The organism is Paraburkholderia caffeinilytica (assembly GCF_051027425.1).
GTDB classification, from domain to species: domain Bacteria; phylum Pseudomonadota; class Gammaproteobacteria; order Burkholderiales; family Burkholderiaceae; genus Paraburkholderia; species Paraburkholderia caffeinilytica_A.
Genome location: NZ_CP186552.1, coordinates 1283593 through 1298948 on the forward strand (window position 1 = coordinate 1283593; position 15356 = coordinate 1298948).

The 15356-nt window shown below is 61.7% G+C and carries 16 protein-coding genes; 6 read left to right on the plus strand and 10 right to left on the minus strand.

Features of this window, described 5'->3' with window-relative positions; genetic code table 11:
• Positions 1-80 precede the first annotated feature (80 nt).
• The gene (locus ACOSV0_RS05695; protein ID WP_434109271.1) at positions 81-1280 is read right to left on the minus strand and encodes an amino acid aminotransferase; all 1200 of its coding nucleotides are present in this window, start codon (positions 1278-1280) and stop codon (positions 81-83) included.
• Between the two features lie 352 nt (positions 1281-1632).
• On the opposite strand from ACOSV0_RS05695, the gene uvrB reads away from it, so the two are divergent.
• From uvrB to ACOSV0_RS05720, 5 genes are all read left to right on the plus strand, one after another.
• Positions 1633-3726, plus strand: a complete 2094-nt coding sequence (uvrB, locus tag ACOSV0_RS05700) for an excinuclease ABC subunit UvrB (protein ID WP_434109272.1) — start codon at positions 1633-1635, stop codon at positions 3724-3726.
• Positions 3727-4091: 365 nt separating this feature from the next.
• Positions 4092-4640, plus strand: a complete 549-nt coding sequence (locus ACOSV0_RS05705; RefSeq protein ID WP_408234508.1) for an iron transporter — start codon at positions 4092-4094, stop codon at positions 4638-4640.
• Positions 4641-4768: 128 nt separating this feature from the next.
• Positions 4769-5101, plus strand: a complete 333-nt coding sequence (locus tag ACOSV0_RS05710) for a cupredoxin domain-containing protein (RefSeq protein ID WP_434109273.1) — start codon at positions 4769-4771, stop codon at positions 5099-5101.
• Positions 5102-5189: 88 nt separating this feature from the next.
• On the plus strand, positions 5190-6035 hold the full coding sequence (locus ACOSV0_RS05715; protein ID WP_434109275.1) for an FTR1 family iron permease: 846 nt from the start codon (positions 5190-5192) through the stop codon (positions 6033-6035).
• The gene (locus ACOSV0_RS05720; protein ID WP_434109276.1) at positions 6032-7438 is read left to right on the plus strand and encodes a 4Fe-4S binding protein; all 1407 of its coding nucleotides are present in this window, start codon (positions 6032-6034) and stop codon (positions 7436-7438) included. The genes ACOSV0_RS05715 and ACOSV0_RS05720 overlap by 4 nt, the downstream gene beginning before the upstream one ends.
• A gap of 309 nt (positions 7439-7747) precedes the next feature.
• Here ACOSV0_RS05720 and hemP read toward each other — a convergent pair whose 3' ends face one another.
• The 4 genes from hemP to ACOSV0_RS05740 all read right to left on the minus strand — a co-directional run bounded on the left by hemP (position 7748) and on the right by ACOSV0_RS05740 (position 10253).
• Entirely contained in the window at positions 7748-8008 is a 261-nt protein-coding gene (gene hemP, locus ACOSV0_RS05725) for a hemin uptake protein HemP (protein ID WP_434109277.1), read from the minus strand.
• 129 nt (positions 8009-8137) lie between these two features.
• Positions 8138-8620 (minus strand): SRPBCC family protein, encoded by a 483-nt coding sequence (locus ACOSV0_RS05730; protein WP_434109278.1) that lies wholly within the window; start codon positions 8618-8620, stop codon positions 8138-8140.
• A 117-nt stretch (positions 8621-8737) separates the two neighbouring features.
• Positions 8738-9136, minus strand: coding sequence for an OsmC family protein (locus tag ACOSV0_RS05735; RefSeq protein ID WP_434109280.1), 399 nt, complete (start codon positions 9134-9136; stop codon positions 8738-8740).
• A gap of 238 nt (positions 9137-9374) precedes the next feature.
• Entirely contained in the window at positions 9375-10253 is an 879-nt protein-coding gene (locus tag ACOSV0_RS05740; RefSeq protein WP_434109281.1) for a pirin family protein, read from the minus strand.
• Between the two features lie 122 nt (positions 10254-10375).
• Here ACOSV0_RS05740 and ACOSV0_RS05745 point away from each other — a divergent pair, with 122 nt between their 5' ends.
• Complete coding sequence (locus ACOSV0_RS05745; RefSeq protein ID WP_434109282.1) at positions 10376-11362, plus strand: LysR family transcriptional regulator; 987 nt, start codon at positions 10376-10378, stop codon at positions 11360-11362.
• Between the two features lie 413 nt (positions 11363-11775).
• On the opposite strand, the gene ACOSV0_RS05750 is transcribed toward ACOSV0_RS05745, so the two are convergent.
• The 5 genes from ACOSV0_RS05750 to murI all read right to left on the minus strand — a co-directional run bounded on the left by ACOSV0_RS05750 (position 11776) and on the right by murI (position 15318).
• Entirely contained in the window at positions 11776-12195 is a 420-nt protein-coding gene (locus ACOSV0_RS05750; protein ID WP_434109283.1) for an ExbD/TolR family protein, read from the minus strand.
• A 16-nt stretch (positions 12196-12211) separates the two neighbouring features.
• Positions 12212-12943, minus strand: a complete 732-nt coding sequence (locus ACOSV0_RS05755; RefSeq protein ID WP_434109284.1) for a MotA/TolQ/ExbB proton channel family protein — start codon at positions 12941-12943, stop codon at positions 12212-12214.
• Between the two features lie 27 nt (positions 12944-12970).
• Positions 12971-13699, minus strand: a complete 729-nt coding sequence (locus ACOSV0_RS05760; protein WP_434109285.1) for an energy transducer TonB — start codon at positions 13697-13699, stop codon at positions 12971-12973.
• Positions 13700-13977: 278 nt separating this feature from the next.
• Positions 13978-14214, minus strand: a complete 237-nt coding sequence (locus ACOSV0_RS05765; protein ID WP_408392253.1) for a (2Fe-2S)-binding protein — start codon at positions 14212-14214, stop codon at positions 13978-13980.
• A 216-nt stretch (positions 14215-14430) separates the two neighbouring features.
• Entirely contained in the window at positions 14431-15318 is an 888-nt protein-coding gene (gene murI / locus ACOSV0_RS05770) for a glutamate racemase (RefSeq protein WP_434109287.1), read from the minus strand.
• Positions 15319-15356 lie beyond the last annotated feature (38 nt).

The following is a 15356-nucleotide window of genomic DNA, read 5'->3' on the forward strand; positions in this document are numbered from 1 at the left end:
AGCAGCTCAAACAGTAATTCAAGCAGCTTCAGCAAAACAAAGCGCGCGCAACGAACGCGCGCCCATGCCGCCAAAATGCCTTATTTCAACACGTGAGCGATCGCGTTAGCCACCACGTCGAGGTTGCGCGTATTCAGCGCAGCCACGCAGATGCGGCCCGTGCCCACGGCATAGATGCCGAACTCTTCGCGCAGACGGTCCACTTGCGGCGACGTCAGACCCGAGTACGAGAACATGCCGCGTTGCGCGTTCACGAAGCTGAAGTCGCGATCCACGCCGCTTGCCTTCAGACGTTCGACCAGACCGTTGCGCATGGCGCGGATGCGGTCGCGCATTTCGGCGAGTTCCGTTTCCCACGTGGCGCGCAGTTCAGCCGATGCGAGCACCGCTGCGACCACCGAGCCACCGTGCGTGGGCGGGTTCGAGTAGTTCGTGCGGATCACGCGCTTGAGTTGCGACAGCACGCGAGCCGATTCTTCCTTGCTTGCCGTGATGATCGACAGTGCGCCGATGCGCTCGCCGTACAACGAGAACGACTTCGAGAACGACGACGACACGAACACGTTCAGTTCCGATGCCGCGAACAGACGGACTGCTGCAGCGTCGGATTCGATGTTGTCGCCGAAACCCTGGTAAGCGATGTCGAGGAACGGCACCAGATCGCGCGCCTTGACGACTTCGACGATCTGCTTCCATTGGTCGACCGTCAGGTCGACGCCGGTCGGGTTGTGGCAGCACGCGTGCAGCACGACGATCGTGCCTGCGGCATAGCTGTTCAGCGCGCTCAGCATGCCTTCGAAATTCACGCCGTGCGTCTGCGCGTCATAGTACGGATAGTTCACGACTTCGAAGCCGGCGCCTTCGAACAGCGCGCGGTGGTTTTCCCAGCTCGGATCGCTGATCGCGACCTTGACGTTCGGATTCACACGCTTCAGGAAATCGGCGCCGATTTTCAGCGCGCCCGTACCGCCCAGTGCTTGCGCCGTCACGACGCGGCCTGCGGCGATCAGCGGCGAATCGTTGCCGAGCAGCAGCGTTTGCACAGCGGCGTCGTAGGCAGCGATGCCTTCGATCGGCAGATAGCCACGCGGCAGCGCGGCTTCGACGCGAGCCTTTTCCGCGTCGCGCACGGCGCGCAGCAGCGGAATCTTGCCTTCTTCATTGAAGTACACGCCAACGCCAAGGTTGACCTTGGTGGCGCGCGCATCGGCATTGAAGGCTTCGTTCAGGCCCAGAATCGGGTCGCGGGGAGCAAGTTCGACGGCGGAGAACAGAGACATGATGAGTGGGCAGCAGTAGTGAAAAGAGGGCGGCTTCGAGCGCGGCGGCCCCGGCCAAAGCTGTCTGACGGACGATTCGGACGGCGGGCGGGCATCGGCGAGCGAGCGCAACTTGGCATTGTAGCGAATCTGGGGGCGTTTTTCGGGCGACAAAGCCTGCTGGACCGAATTATTTGCTTGAAAAACAGGCACTCCGGCGTCATGTGGTCGTAGCGGATCCACCCCGGACCAAGCCCCGCAAGAGGTTCCACAAGCATCCCGCCGCCGCCAGCACCCCCTACGCAGACCCGCTCAGCCCGGGTTCCCGCAACCCGTTAGAATAGTTCTTTGCCCAAGGCCCGGTGCCGCTCCCATGTCCGAACACCATCTGACTGAACTCGACGAGACACTCGACGAATCCAAATTCATCACGTTCGAAGGCTCGCCGTTCCAGCTTTACCAGCCGTATCCGCCCGCCGGCGACCAGCCGACGGCGATCGACACGCTCGTCGAAGGCATCGAGGACGGCTTGTCGTTCCAGACGCTGCTCGGCGTGACCGGCTCCGGCAAAACTTTCACGATGGCCAACACCATCGCCCGGCTCGGCCGGCCGGCAATCGTGTTCGCGCCGAACAAGACGCTCGCCGCGCAGCTCTATTCCGAGTTTCGCGAGTTTTTTCCGCGCAATGCGGTCGAGTACTTCGTCTCGTACTACGACTACTATCAGCCGGAAGCGTACGTGCCGCAGCGCGACCTGTTCATCGAGAAAGATTCGTCGATCAACGAGCACATCGAGCAGATGCGGCTGTCGGCCACCAAGAGCCTGATGGAGCGGCGCGACGTGATTATCGTCGGCACGGTGTCGGCGATTTACGGTATCGGCAATCCGTCCGAGTATCACAAGATGATTCTGACGCTGCGTACGGGTGACAAGCTCGGCCAGCGCGACATCATCGCCCGGCTGATCGCAATGCAGTACAACCGCAATGAAGCCGACTTCCAGCGCGGCTCGTTCCGCGTGCGTGGCGACACGATCGATATTTTCCCGGCGGAGCACGCCGAAATGGCGGTGCGCATCGAATTGTTCGACGACGAGGTCGAAACGCTGCAACTGTTCGATCCGCTCACCGGCCGTGTGCGGCAGAAGATTTCGCGCTTTACCGTGTACCCGTCGTCGCACTATGTGACGCCGCGCGACACCGTGATTCGCGCGGTCGAAACGATCAAGACCGAATTGCGCGACCGGCTCGAGTTTTTCTACAGCAACGGCAAACTCGTCGAGGCGCAGCGGCTCGAGCAGCGCACCCGCTTCGATCTGGAAATGCTGCAGGAATTGGGCTTCTGCAAGGGCATCGAGAACTACTCGCGGCACTTCTCCGGCGCCGCGCCCGGCGAGCCGCCGCCGACGCTGGTCGACTATCTGCCGTCCGACGCGTTGATGCTGCTCGACGAGTCGCATGTGCTGATCGGCCAGTTGAACGGCATGTACAACGGCGACCGGGCGCGTAAGGAGAATCTGGTCGACTACGGTTTTCGCTTGCCGTCGGCGCTCGACAATCGCCCGCTCAAGTTCAACGAGTTCGAGCGCAAGATGCGCCAGGTGGTGTTCGTGTCGGCCACGCCGGCTGACTACGAGCAGAAAACGGCGGGGCAGGTGGCCGAGCAACTGGTGCGTCCTACCGGCCTCGTCGATCCGGAAATCGAGGTGCGTCCGGCGCGTACTCAGGTCGACGACGTACTCGCCGAGATCAACGAGCGTGTCAAGGCGGGCGACCGCGTGCTGGTCACCGTGCTGACCAAGCGGATGGCCGAGCAGCTGACCGAGTTTCTGGCCGACCACGGCGTCAAGGTGCGCTACCTGCACAGCGACATCGATACGGTGGAGCGGGTGGAAATCATCCGCGATCTGCGGCTGGGCACCTTCGACGTGCTGGTCGGGATCAACCTGCTGCGCGAAGGGCTGGATATTCCGGAAGTCTCGCTGGTCGCGATTCTCGACGCGGACAAGGAAGGCTTCCTGCGCGCCGAGCGCTCGCTGATTCAGACTATCGGCCGGGCGGCGCGGAATGTGAACGGCAAGGCGATTCTCTATGCGGATAGAGTGACCGACTCGATGCGCCGCGCCATCGACGAAACCGAGCGACGGCGCGCCAAGCAGATCGCCTACAACGTGGTGCACGGCATTACCCCGCGTGGCGTGGTCAAGCGGATTCGCGACATTATCGACGGGGTGTACAACGTCGACGACGCTCGCGCCGAGTTGAAGGAACAGCAGACCCGGGCGAAATTCGAGGACATGTCCGAGAAGCAGCTCGCCAAGGAACTCAAGCGTCTCGAAAAGCAGATGATGGAGCACGCCAAGAATCTCGAGTTCGAAAAGGCCGCGCAGACCCGCGACCAACTGGCGCTCCTGCGGCAGCGGGTGTTCGGCGCCAACGTCGGCGACCACGTGCCTGGCGTCGAATAACTCGTCTTTCCCCCTTCTGGGCGCGGCAATGTGCCGCGCCTTGTCCTTTTCGCCTTACAACTCGCCAACGCCTTTTCCCGCGCTTTCCTTAACGCTGCCTTAAGTCCCTGCTGGCGTAAGGCTTTGCGAGTGTCCTCGTTTGTTCTCCTTGCCGATCAATGATAAACTCGACCAATATTGAGAATGGTTCGCATTAACGTTAGTAATGCGGTTCGCAATGCGGCGGTTCGCAATGCGCGATTCGTAATGCGATTGTCTGCAATCTGCCGCCCTGTCAGTGAATGTGGGGACCGCGGCTTAAAACGCATGCGCAACGCACTGTTCCAATGAGTTCGATTCCAGTCTGATAAAAACAAGGAGTTTCAATGCGGATTTCTTCATTTGTGCGTGGTGGCGCTGCAGCGGTGGCCGCGGTAGCGGCTCTCTCGGCAACGGCAGCGGAATACCCGATCGGCAAGCACCAGATTCAGGGCGGCATGGAAATCGGCGCGGTCTATCTGCAGCCGATCACGATGGAACCCGAAGGCATGATGCGCAAGGCGTCGGATTCGGACGTCCACCTCGAAGCCGACATCCACGCAGTCAAGAACAATCCGACCGGTTTTGCCGAAGGCGACTGGATGCCGTATCTGCAGGTTCGTTATGAATTGACGAAAGCCGGCTCGAATCAGACCCAGAAGGGCGACATGATGGCGATGGTCGCCAACGACGGTCCGCACTACGGCGACAACGTCAAGTTGCAGGGCCCCGGCAAATACCATCTGAAGCTGGTGGTCGAAGCGCCGATGCAAACCGGTCACATGGCGTTCGGCCGTCACGTCGATAAGGAAACCGGCGTGGGTCCGTGGTTCAAGCCGATCACGCTCGAGTACGACTTCACGTTCGCGGGTATTGGCAAGAAGGGCGGTTACTGATCGCCGCAGACGCAGATCGTCACGGCTCGTTACGCATCGGTGCGTGGCGGGGCGTGAATGAGTGAATGCATGCAGCAGGCGGCGCGCGGACAACACAACCCGCTGCGCCGCGTTTTCCGGAAGGGCCAATGAGAATTAATCGAAAGATCGCGATCCTCGCCATGACCACGATGCTGGTGGGGGCCGCGCACGCAGCGGATCTGCCGACCTTCAACCTGGAAATGAACGACGGCAAGCTCAATCCGGCGCGCATCGAAGTGCCGGCAGGACAGCGCATCAAGATCGCGATACGTAACACCGGCAAGGGCGCGGCCGAATTCGAAAGCGTGCAATTGCGTAAAGAAAAAGTGCTGGCGCCGGGCGGGGATTCGTTCGTCGTCATCGCACCGCTCTCGCCGGGCGAGTACAAGTTTTTCGACGATTTCCATCAGCAGGCGCAGGGCGTGATCGTCGCGAAGTAATCGTAGCGGCTTGGGGTGCGAGCGTATGCCTTGAATAACCGGGCTACGTGTTCGCCAAAGCAGTAGAAGGGTAGAGGGGAGAGCTTGGATGGGTCAGATTCTGTTCATCGTGTGGCGGGAAAGTGTCGAGGCTTTGCTGGTTGTAGGCATCCTGTACGCGTGGTTAAAAAATGGCGACGACGACGCGCGCCGCGGTTTGCCGTACCTGTGGGGCGGCGTCGCGGCCGGTGTGATCGCGGCGGTCGCGCTTGGCGCGGCGTTGGTCGGTTTCACCGAAGTGCTCTCCGGTGACGCGCAGGATTATTTCCAGACCGCCATGGTGCTGGTCGCGTGCGTGCTCATCGTGCAGATGGTGCTGTGGATGAAGCAGCATGGCCGGTCGCTTAAGCGCGACATGGAACAGTCGCTGCAAAAGAGCAAGCGCGATTCGAACTGGTGGGGCGTCGCGTTGCTGGTCGCATTGGCGATCGCGCGTGAAGGCAGCGAAACGGTGATCTTTCTGTACGGCCTTGGTTTCGGCCAGTCCGGCCACGTGGATGGCAGCCAGATGCTTGCTGTGATCATCGGCCTCGGTCTCGCGTTCCTGACCTTCTACGTGTTGCAGTTGGGCGGCAAGTATTTCTCGTGGCGGCTCTTTTTCCGCGTCACCGAAATCATGCTGTTGTTCCTCGGCGCGGGCCTGTTCCAGACCGGCGTCGACAAGCTGATCGACAAGGAAATCCTGCCGACGATCATCGACCAGATGTGGAACTCGTCAGCCATCCTCGACGACTCGAGCACCTTTGGCTCGCTGGTCGCGACGCTCACCGGTTATCGCGCCCACCCGGCGCTGATGAATCTGGTGGCCTACGCCGTGTACTGGGCGGTCGTCTACCTGCTGGTGCGCCGCGCGAATCGCAAGCCGGCGCAGCAGGCCGCAGGGCGCGCCGCATGAGTACCGTCATGACCCGCCCGGGACGCCTCGCCGCGGCCGGGCAATGGATGCAGCGCCACGGCAGTTTGATCCGCGGCATTCAGTGGGTCGTGGTGGCGGTGTACGCATTCCTGATTCTCGTGCCGGCGGTGATGCCGCTGCCGGACGACACCGCGCATCTGTGGACCAACCTGACGCTTGCCGCGCAGTTCGTATTCTGGGGCATCTGGTGGCCGTTCGTGCTGCTGTCGATGGTGATGCTCGGCCGCGTCTGGTGCGGCGTGCTGTGTCCGGAAGGCGCGCTCGCCGAATTCGCCAGCAAATATGGCCGCGGTTGGGCGATTCCGCGCTGGATGCGCTGGGGCGGCTGGCCGTTCGTCGCCTTCGGCATCACCACCATCTACGGTCAGATGGTGAGCGTCTACCAGTATCCGAAAGCGGTGCTGCTGGTGCTCGGCGGCTCGACTTTCGCGGCGATGATCATCGGCTTGCTGTACGGACGCGAGAAGCGCGTCTGGTGCAAGTATCTGTGCCCCGTCAACGGGGTTTTTTCGCTGCTGGCGCGTCTCGCGCCGTTCCACTACAAAGTCGATGAAGACGCGTGGCGCCGTTCGTACAAGAACGGCGAACACGGGCATCGCGTGATTCCGATCAACTGCGCGCCGCTAGTGCCGCTGCGCAATATGAAAGGTGCGTCGGACTGCCATATGTGCGGCCGTTGCAGCGGGCATCGCGACGCGATTGCGCTGACGTGGCGTGCGCCGTCTTCTGAAGTCGTGCAGCTCGGCGATAAACAGGCGAACCCGTGGGACACCGCGTTGATCCTGTACGGTCTGCTCGGCATTGCGATCGGTGCATTCCACTGGACCGCTTCGCGCTGGTTCGTCGACCTGAAGATGTTCTTCGCCACGTGGCTGGTGGATCACGACATCACCTGGCCGCTCGACACCAACGCGCCATGGTTCCTGTTCACGCATTACCCCGAGCAGAACGACGTGTTCTCGTGGCTCGACGGTACGATGGTGATCGGCTACATCCTCGCTACGGCGCTCGTGTATGGCACAGCGTTGCTGGTGCTGCTGTTGGGCGCGACGCGCATGCTGGGACGCTTCAGCGCCGTGCGTCTGCATCATTTGACGCAGGGCCTGATTCCGATTGCCGGCGCGGGTGTGTTTCTCGGCTTGTCGGCGACCACGCTGTCGCTGCTGCGTGCGGAACATCTGTCGTTGTGGTGGGCGTCGGATATGCGTATCGCGATTCTGGCGATTGCCAATCTGTGGAGCGCGTGGCTCGCCTGGCTCGTCACGCGTCGTTATAGCGAGCGCTTCGTTCAACGCGGCCTCGCGATGGTGTGGTTCGCCGCGGCGCTGGCCGTGGTCGATAGCGCATGGTGGCTGATGTTCTGGGGCTGGGCTTCGAAGTAAGTGTTAACGATTCGACGTGCTGCCGGGACCCGCTCGGCGCCGTCCAACAAAAAGCCGTGGAGATGGTCACATCCCACGGCTTTTTAATTTTCTGAATCTGCTTTCTGAATTTGCGACACACGTCGTTTCGTGCATCCGCATTGGGTGAGAACCAAAAAAGCGGCCTGGCTTGCTGCGACGGCTGGCTTGGTGTCTGCACGAAGGGGTCTAGTTCTCACGTGCAAGCCGTCGTGGCTGGCTAATGCCCAACACCTCTCGAGGAGGTGGTCCCCACAATACCCGGTACTTACTGCTATTCGTTGATGCCTGTTACTTTGTCAGGATCAGCTTGCCTAAGCGCGTGGCACGCAGCTGGTAGGTCTCGCCGTTATGCACGATGCTGACGTGGCTGTGTCCTTGCAGCAGTGCTTCGCTGCGTACGACCCGATCCGACTTTTCGCTCGTACCTTTGGCGAGATCCGCTGCGGGCTTCGCGGCGGATGCAGTCGCCGTTGCTGCTTTCGGACGACTGGTCAGCGCGGCCGCCGGGCGGCGCAGGCTGAGTGTGGAAGAGCGGTTGAGATCGGTCATTCGTTTTTGCTGTTGGTCGATTCGATGGATTAATTCTAAATGATAACTATTCCCATTTACAAGAAAGAGAAATTCATCGGATTCGACTTTCGATAGCTGAATGGCGCGGGCAGAACGCCCGCGCGCGCCTCAATGCAACGAACCGGGTTCCTGCTTCGTCTGCACGTACTGGCGGATCAGTCGCACGGTATCGATATCGTTCTCGCGATACGCCGACTTCACGATTTCCTGCGTCTGCACGGCGTCCTGATCGTCGGAGACGGGCAGGGTGGTCGTGTATTCGAAGCGCAGGAACAGTTGCAGTTCGTCAGGCTGCTCGATGGTCATGGTCAACGAGCCGCCGACATAGTCCGCGGTCGGCAGAATGTCGTAGCGCACGCTCTGGCTATCCTGCAGCGTGACGCGGTCGCGCACGGTGGCCTGGCCGTAGTGCAGCTCCCGTTCGAGCGTGTTGCCCTCGCGCGAAAGGATGGTGCAACTGTCGAGACCGATCACGAACAGTTGCGGCTGTTCGGCGCGCAGCACGAGCCCCTCCCACAATTGCTCGCGGGTCATCGAGTCGACTAACGGATTCAACGGATCGTTGATCTGGATAAGGTGTTCGAAATTCAAAACGACGGCTTCCTATGAAAGCGTTGCATAACGTTCAGCCCGGTTGAGCCGATCACGCCATTGTCGCGCTCGGCGAGCTATCGCGCCAAGGTGCAGGCGCGCGAGGTCTGCGTCGCTTCAGGCGACGGCAAGACCCGAACGGATCGTGATCGAATGCGTGAGGATCTTGTGAACCGGGCACGCATTGGCGATTTGCAAGAGCCGTTCCCGCTGCTCGTCGGACAGATCGCCTTCCAGCATGATCTTGCGGTCGATGGTCGTGCCCGCGTCGCCGGTTTCGAGCGACAGCGCCACGCGCACGTCGGCGAGGGACCAGCCCTTACGCTGAGCGTACATCTTCAGCGTGATCGACGTGCAGGCCCCGAGACTCGACAGCAACAGCCCGACGGGCGTCGGCCCGCGATCGCCGCCGCCAAGCGACTCGGGTTCGTCGGCGAGCCACGTGTGTTTGCCGTCGTCGAAAAGGACCTGGAAATTCGTCGAGCCGATGTGGGCGGTGACGGTGGACTCTGCCATGCGCGCTCCTGAACAGGGACGGAAATCGCCGCGCACCACGGTCCGTCAGGGTTAGACGGCGTAGTGCGCGGCATGAGCCGCTATTGTGAACGAATTTACCGGCCTTCGCGCCCATGCGTGGCGGTAGCGCGGACGGTAGGTGAGGCGCCGCGCTACTGCAATCATGCGCGGCGGCGCGCGGCATAGTGAGAGCCGCGCCACCGCGATGGTGAGTGGCGGCGCGTGCCGGCGTGGCTGATCAGTGCGTGATCGCGCCCATGCGCCCGGCCTGGTAATCGGTTACGGCCTGGCGGATTTCGTCTTCCGTGTTCATGACGAACGGGCCGTAGCGGACCACCGGTTCTTTCAGCGGCACGCCGCCGAGAAGCAGCACTTCGAGCGGCTCTTCGCCCGCTGTCAGCGTGACCGACTCGCCGTCGTTCTGAAACACCACCATCTTTCGCGCGTCGATTTCCTGGCGCGCTTCGCCTTCGCCATAGAAACCCTTGCCGGACAGGCCGTAAGCAAACACGCGATAGTCGGCCGGCACCGGCTGCTGAATCGATGCCCCCGGTTGCAGCGAGAAATGCTGATACAGGATCGGCGTGCGCGTTTCGATCGCGGCCTTCACGCCGAGCGCTTCGCCCGCAATCACCTTGACGCGCACCTTGCCGTCCGCGGAAGTCGCAACCGGAATGCTGGCCGACGGCATCTCCTGGTAGCGCGGTTCGATCATCTTGTCGCGTCGCGGCAGATTGACCCACAACTGCAGGCCGTGTACGCGGCCGCCCGTCCGCACGAACGACGGGTCCGGCATCTCGCTGTGCACGACACCCGCGCCCGCGGTCATCCATTGCACGTCGCCGGCGTGCAGCGTGCCGGAGTGGCCTGCCGAATCCTTGTGGCCGAACTGGCCCTCGAGCACGTACGTGACCGTCTCGAAGCCGCGATGCGGATGATCCGGCGCGCCTTTGGCTTCACCCGGCGCGTAGTCGATCGGGCCCATTTCGTCGAGCAGCAGGAACGGATCGAAATCCATCAGCATGCGAGTCGGAAACGGACGGTGGACGATAAAGCCGCCGCCCTCGGTCGTGCGAACGGCGGGAAACGTGCGTTCGATCGTGCGTGCCGTGCTCATCAAAGTCACCTCAAAAAATGGGGAATAGCATTATTTTTGAAACATGGAGCTATTATAGGGACCGTTTTTCAAGGTGCCAGCCGCCGTTACGCAATGGATTGTTCTATTACTGGAACGATGAGATGAAGATCGATTCACACAATCTGAATGACCTGATGTACTTTTCGCAGGTCGTCGAACATGGCGGTTTTTCCGCCGCCGAGCGCGTGCTGGGTATTTCCAAGTCGCGCCTGTCGCGCCGGCTGACCGAGCTGGAAGCATCGCTGGGCGTGCGTTTGCTGCAGCGTTCCACCCGTAAGCTGGCGCTCACTGAAGCCGGACATCTCTTCTATCAGCATTGTCAGGCGATGCTGAGCGAAGCGCAGGCGGCTGTCAACGTGGTGCAGCAACTGCGTTCGTCGCCGCGCGGCACGGTGCGCGTGAGCGTGCCGGTGACGGTTTCGCAGACGATCCTGTCGCAGATTCTGCCGGAATTCATGCATCGTTACCCGGAAGTGAGGGTGGTGATGCGCGTGACGAACCGCGTGGTCGATCTGTTCGAGGATTCGATCGACATCGCGTTGCGCGTACGCTCCGACCCGCCGGAAAACGCCAATATCGTCGTGCGCCCGTTGTGGCGCACGCAGCAGATGCTGGTTGGCGCACCGAGTCTGCTGCAGCAGAATGCGCCGCCGCTGCTGCCTGCCGATCTGAACCGTTTCGAAACGCTCGACGTGCCGACCGGCGACGGGCGCCACGTCTTCGATCTGATCGCCCCCGACGGCACGCGCCACGCGCACGAACACGAGCCGCGCCTCGTCACCGCCGATCTGATGACGATTCGCGAAGCGGTGCTGTCCGGTGTGGGTATCGCCGCGTTGCCGGAAATGATGTACGGCAGCGCGTTGCGCGCGGGGCAGTTGTCGCCGGTGATGCCGGGTTGGACCTTCCCGACGCCGCAGTTGTACGCGGTATTCGTGTCACGGCAGGGAATGGTGCCGGCGGTGCGCGCATTCGTCGATTATCTGGTCGAGATGCTCGATCCGGACGAAGGTAAATACATCATGGGCGAGTGCCCGACGCGTGCCACGCAAGACGCATCGCAGCCTGTTCTCGCGGTCGCGTCATAGCACCTATTGCGTGCGGCGACATCGCTTTTAGCATTTAAACGCCGTTTGCCATGAGTACTTTCAATGGCGGTTTGCTTGAATGCGCGCGCTCGCGGGCCTATAGTGAAATCCCTTCGCTAAGGAGTCTCTTATGCGAAAACTCATGGCCTCTATGATAGTGGGCCTGATAGGGCTGACCGCGCTGTCCGTGTCGATCACGGCTGTCGCATGCGGTGACTCGAGCTATCAGTCATCTTCTGATGGTAAATAATCCCGCCGCCCGAAGGCGCCGAGTGCGCACAAAAAAAGGCCTTCATCTGACGATGAAGGCCTTTTACTTTTAGCCCTTGTTTCAAGGGCTTTTCTGATTTTTCGGCAGGCGCTGCTTAACAGCAATACGCCGCGATACGCGGATCACCTGCCTTCACGTGCGCTTATTTGCCTTTAGGCTGCGTGACGAAGCCGATCTTCGTGAGACCGCCGGCCTGCGCCGCCGACATCACTTCGGCCACTTTTTCGTACGCGACCTTGCGATCCGCATCCAGATGCAGCTCCGGTTGCGGATTCGCTTGCGCAGCTTCCGCAATCTTCGCGCGCAGCGCTGCGTCGTCGACCTTCTTGTCGTCCCACAATACGTTGCCGTCCGCGTCGACGGCGACCGTCACCTGGGCGGGCTTGGTGTCTTCCTTCTGACTGCTCGCGTGCGGCAGATCGATTTTGACCGCGTGACGAATCACCGGGATCGTCACCATGAAGACGATCAGGAGAACCAACATCACGTCGACGAGCGGCGTCATGTTGATTTCGTTCATCAGGCCGTCGTCATCGTCGCTGGCGAAAGGGCTCATTGCCATCGGAATGCCTCGTCGATCAGTTGGTGCGTGTGGCGAGGCGCAGACCGTCGCCGCGCCTCGACGACGACAGACGGGCGCCCGTCACGAAGAAGGCGTGCAGACCGTGCGCAAAGCGGCTCAGTTTGGCGACGACCGCCTTGTTGGCACGCGTCAGTGCGTTGTAGCCCAGCACGGCCGGAATCGCGACGAACAGGCCGAACGCGGTCATGATCAGCGCTTCGCCGACCGGGCCCGCGACCTGATCGATCGACGACTGGCCGCTCGCACCGATCGCCAGCAGCGCGTGATAGATGCCCCACACCGTGCCGAACAGGCCGACGAACGGCGCCGTGCTGCCGATCGAGGCGAGAATCGCCAGACCGCTTTGCATGCGCGCGACGCTTTCGTCCATTGTGTCCTTCAGGCAGCGCGTCACCCAATCCGACACATCCATGCGATCGTGCAGATGCGGCTGCGTCTGATGATGGTGATCCGCGGCTTCCTGGCCCGACAGCGCGAGTGCGAGGAACGGATTGTCCTGCGGCGTCGACGAGCCGGCACCGAGTTTCTTCACGCCGTCGGCGAGATCGTCCGAATGCCAGAACTGCTGCTCGGCATTCTTCGTGAGACGCTTCAGGCGCATCACGTTCCAGCCTTTGATGACGATCACGCTCCACGACATGACCGACATGATCAACAGCGCGAGCGCGATGCCGCGCGTCACGAAATCCCCTTGCGCCCACACGTGCGCCAATCCGTAGTTTTGCATTGCAATTCCTTTTTTTTGAAATCTGCTTCAATCGTTCAGATTGAAGTTGTAAGGCTGGGTGGCCGTGGCCCGAATAGCCTGACCGTTCTCGAGATAGGGCTTGCACGAGCTCGCATGCGCGGCGGCGATGGCGGCGTCATCCAGACGGCTGAAGCCGCTGCTCTTTTTGAGCGAGATGCTTTCAACCTTCCCCGTCGGCCCGATGACGAACGTCACGTAGGCCGTACCGGTTTCGCCGCGGCGCTTCGACAGCGCGGGGTAGTCCGGCGTGATCATGCTGCACTCGATGTGCGAGACGTTCTTCGGCACCGTGATGTCCATGGTCGGACGGCCGATTGCCGGCGCGGCCTGAGCGGCAGGCGCCGCCGGTGCGGCAGGCGCGGGCGTCGGCTCGGGCGCGGCGACAGGCGTCGGTGACGGAGTCGAGGCGATCGGCAATGGCGTAGGTGTTGGCGTCGGTGTCGGCTTGGGCTGGACTTTCGGCTTGGTGTGAACCGGTGGTGTCGGCTTGGGCGGCGGCGGGGCGATCGATTGCACCGCGACGGGCGCGGCGATCGGCGCGGGCGCCAGCAACTGTGCGGTCATCACCTTCGATTCGATCACGGGCTGCAGCGGTTCATGACGCAACGTCATGATCACCGCAAGCAAAGCGACGTGAATTGCCGCGACGGCGGCAGTCGCGGTCAACGCACGGGAATTCATTCGGGCGGACGAAGCCGGCGTGGCGCCGGCTGAAACGGTATGCGAGGCCTGCATGTTAGCGTGGCGACGTGCCGTCGATGCGGCACGCCAGACAAGACATCGTCATGTTCGGAAGATCAGCAACGAAATGAACAAAGTAGTCACGAAACCAATCAACAATTCCATCTCAAACTCCTTTAACGGGTGAGCGGGTAGCTGGCTGGTATGGATACTGGCTTGCTGACGGCAGTGGGATAAGGCGTGAGGCGGCGCGTAAAACAAGCGCATGAAGCGGTGAAGCGATAAAGCGGCGAGCGCCCGAGGCGCGGCATGGGCCGCGCTCTAAATCAGCCTCAGGCGGCCTTGCGTTCGTAAAACGTCAGCGGCATAGCCTGCGAGTGATGATCGAAGCCGCAACGGCTCGCGCACACGCCGCTTTCCATCATGACGCCGCGCACGGATTCCGCGCACTTGCCACAGCAGGAAGCGACGCCGAGTTCGAACTGGAGTTCGTCGAACGAATCGACGCCTTCCGCGATCGAGGCACGGATCTTTCGGTCAGAAACAGACTTGCAGACACAGACAATCATGGCAGGGCGTCATAGCTAACGTTAATGCGAACTATTATCATTTTGATTGGCTGGTTTGGCAAGCGTCCTGCATGATTTTTTGTAACAAAACCAGACTCTTAGAAGGGTTTCGTCTAAAGGGTGGGATTTGCCGCGGATGGCGGGACGGGCGCAAAAACGCCTGAAAAGTGCGCAAAATGGCCGTGCGGCGGCCTAAAAAGCAGCGTGCGAGGGGTTTTATGCGGCTTGGGAATCCGGCGCTGCTGTGCGGCGCGAAGGAATCACGACCTGCTCGACTGTCGCGTCGATGTGCAACAGGGTCGCGGCAAGCTGTTGCTGATGCGTACCGTCGCCGGTGGAATAAAAACGGGGCAGAGCAGGCTCGGCGCTTTCCGGGGTGGCGCGCAGGCCGTGCTGGTCGAGTATCCGTTCCAGCTGGCGTGCGATGGCCACGCTCGTATCGATCAGCGTCAGCCGGTCGCCGACGATGTCGCGGATCGCCGCATCGAGAAAGGGGTAGTGGGTGCAGCCCAGCACCAGTGTGTCGGCGCCGGCATCGAGCATGGGCTGCAGGTAGCTGCGCAGCAGCTCGCGCAGTTCAGCGGAGCCCACGTCGCAGCGTTCTACCGCCTGCACGAGCCCGTGGCCAGGCTGGCAAAGGAAACGGCAATCGGCGGCGTAGCGCTCCAATAGCGCCTGAAAGCGGGCGCTGCGCAAGGTCACTTGCGTAGCGAGCACGCCGGCCACCCGCGCTTTGGACTGCAGCGCGGCCGGTTTGACGCCCGGTTCGACGCCTACCAGCGGAATCGCCAGTTTTTCGCGGACCAGTGCGATGGACTGCGCGGTCGCCGTGTTGCATGCGACCACCAGCGCCTTGGCGCCCTGGCTTGCGAGCCACTCGCCGATCGCGAGGGTGCGGTCGGCGATGAAATCGTCGTCGCGTTCACCGTAGGGGGCGTAGAGCGAATCGGCGACGTAGATGAGCGCTTCGCCGGGGAGTTGCGCCCGGACCGCCCGCAGCACCGACAACCCGCCCAGACCCGAATCGAAAATGCCGACCGGCGCCCGCGAACCGCCACCTGAGGTAGCAATCCGGGCACTCGAAGACGGCGATTCTGCGGACATAGGCGATAAGGAGACGCGCGGCACAGCGGTCACGGAAA

Excerpts from the sequence above, each read along its gene's own strand:
- ACOSV0_RS05695 (WP_434109271.1), bottom strand. The coding sequence starts at position 1,280 with ATGTCTCTGTTCTCCGCCGTCGAACTTGCTCCCCGCGACCCGATTCTG.
- uvrB (WP_434109272.1), top strand. The coding sequence starts at position 1,633 with ATGTCCGAACACCATCTGACTGAACTCGACGAGACACTCGACGAATCC.
- ACOSV0_RS05705 (WP_408234508.1), top strand. The coding sequence starts at position 4,092 with ATGCGGATTTCTTCATTTGTGCGTGGTGGCGCTGCAGCGGTGGCCGCG.
- ACOSV0_RS05710 (WP_434109273.1), top strand. The coding sequence starts at position 4,769 with ATGAGAATTAATCGAAAGATCGCGATCCTCGCCATGACCACGATGCTG.
- ACOSV0_RS05715 (WP_434109275.1), top strand. The coding sequence starts at position 5,190 with ATGGGTCAGATTCTGTTCATCGTGTGGCGGGAAAGTGTCGAGGCTTTG.
- ACOSV0_RS05720 (WP_434109276.1), top strand. The coding sequence starts at position 6,032 with ATGAGTACCGTCATGACCCGCCCGGGACGCCTCGCCGCGGCCGGGCAA.
- hemP (WP_434109277.1), bottom strand. The coding sequence starts at position 8,008 with ATGACCGATCTCAACCGCTCTTCCACACTCAGCCTGCGCCGCCCGGCG.
- ACOSV0_RS05735 (WP_434109280.1), bottom strand. The coding sequence starts at position 9,136 with ATGGCAGAGTCCACCGTCACCGCCCACATCGGCTCGACGAATTTCCAG.
- ACOSV0_RS05740 (WP_434109281.1), bottom strand. The coding sequence starts at position 10,253 with ATGAGCACGGCACGCACGATCGAACGCACGTTTCCCGCCGTTCGCACG.
- ACOSV0_RS05745 (WP_434109282.1), top strand. The coding sequence starts at position 10,376 with ATGAAGATCGATTCACACAATCTGAATGACCTGATGTACTTTTCGCAG.
- ACOSV0_RS05750 (WP_434109283.1), bottom strand. The coding sequence starts at position 12,195 with ATGGCAATGAGCCCTTTCGCCAGCGACGATGACGACGGCCTGATGAAC.
- ACOSV0_RS05755 (WP_434109284.1), bottom strand. The coding sequence starts at position 12,943 with ATGCAAAACTACGGATTGGCGCACGTGTGGGCGCAAGGGGATTTCGTG.
- ACOSV0_RS05760 (WP_434109285.1), bottom strand. The coding sequence starts at position 13,699 with ATGCAGGCCTCGCATACCGTTTCAGCCGGCGCCACGCCGGCTTCGTCC.
- ACOSV0_RS05765 (WP_408392253.1), bottom strand. The coding sequence starts at position 14,214 with ATGATTGTCTGTGTCTGCAAGTCTGTTTCTGACCGAAAGATCCGTGCC.
- murI (WP_434109287.1), bottom strand. The coding sequence starts at position 15,318 with ATGTCCGCAGAATCGCCGTCTTCGAGTGCCCGGATTGCTACCTCAGGT.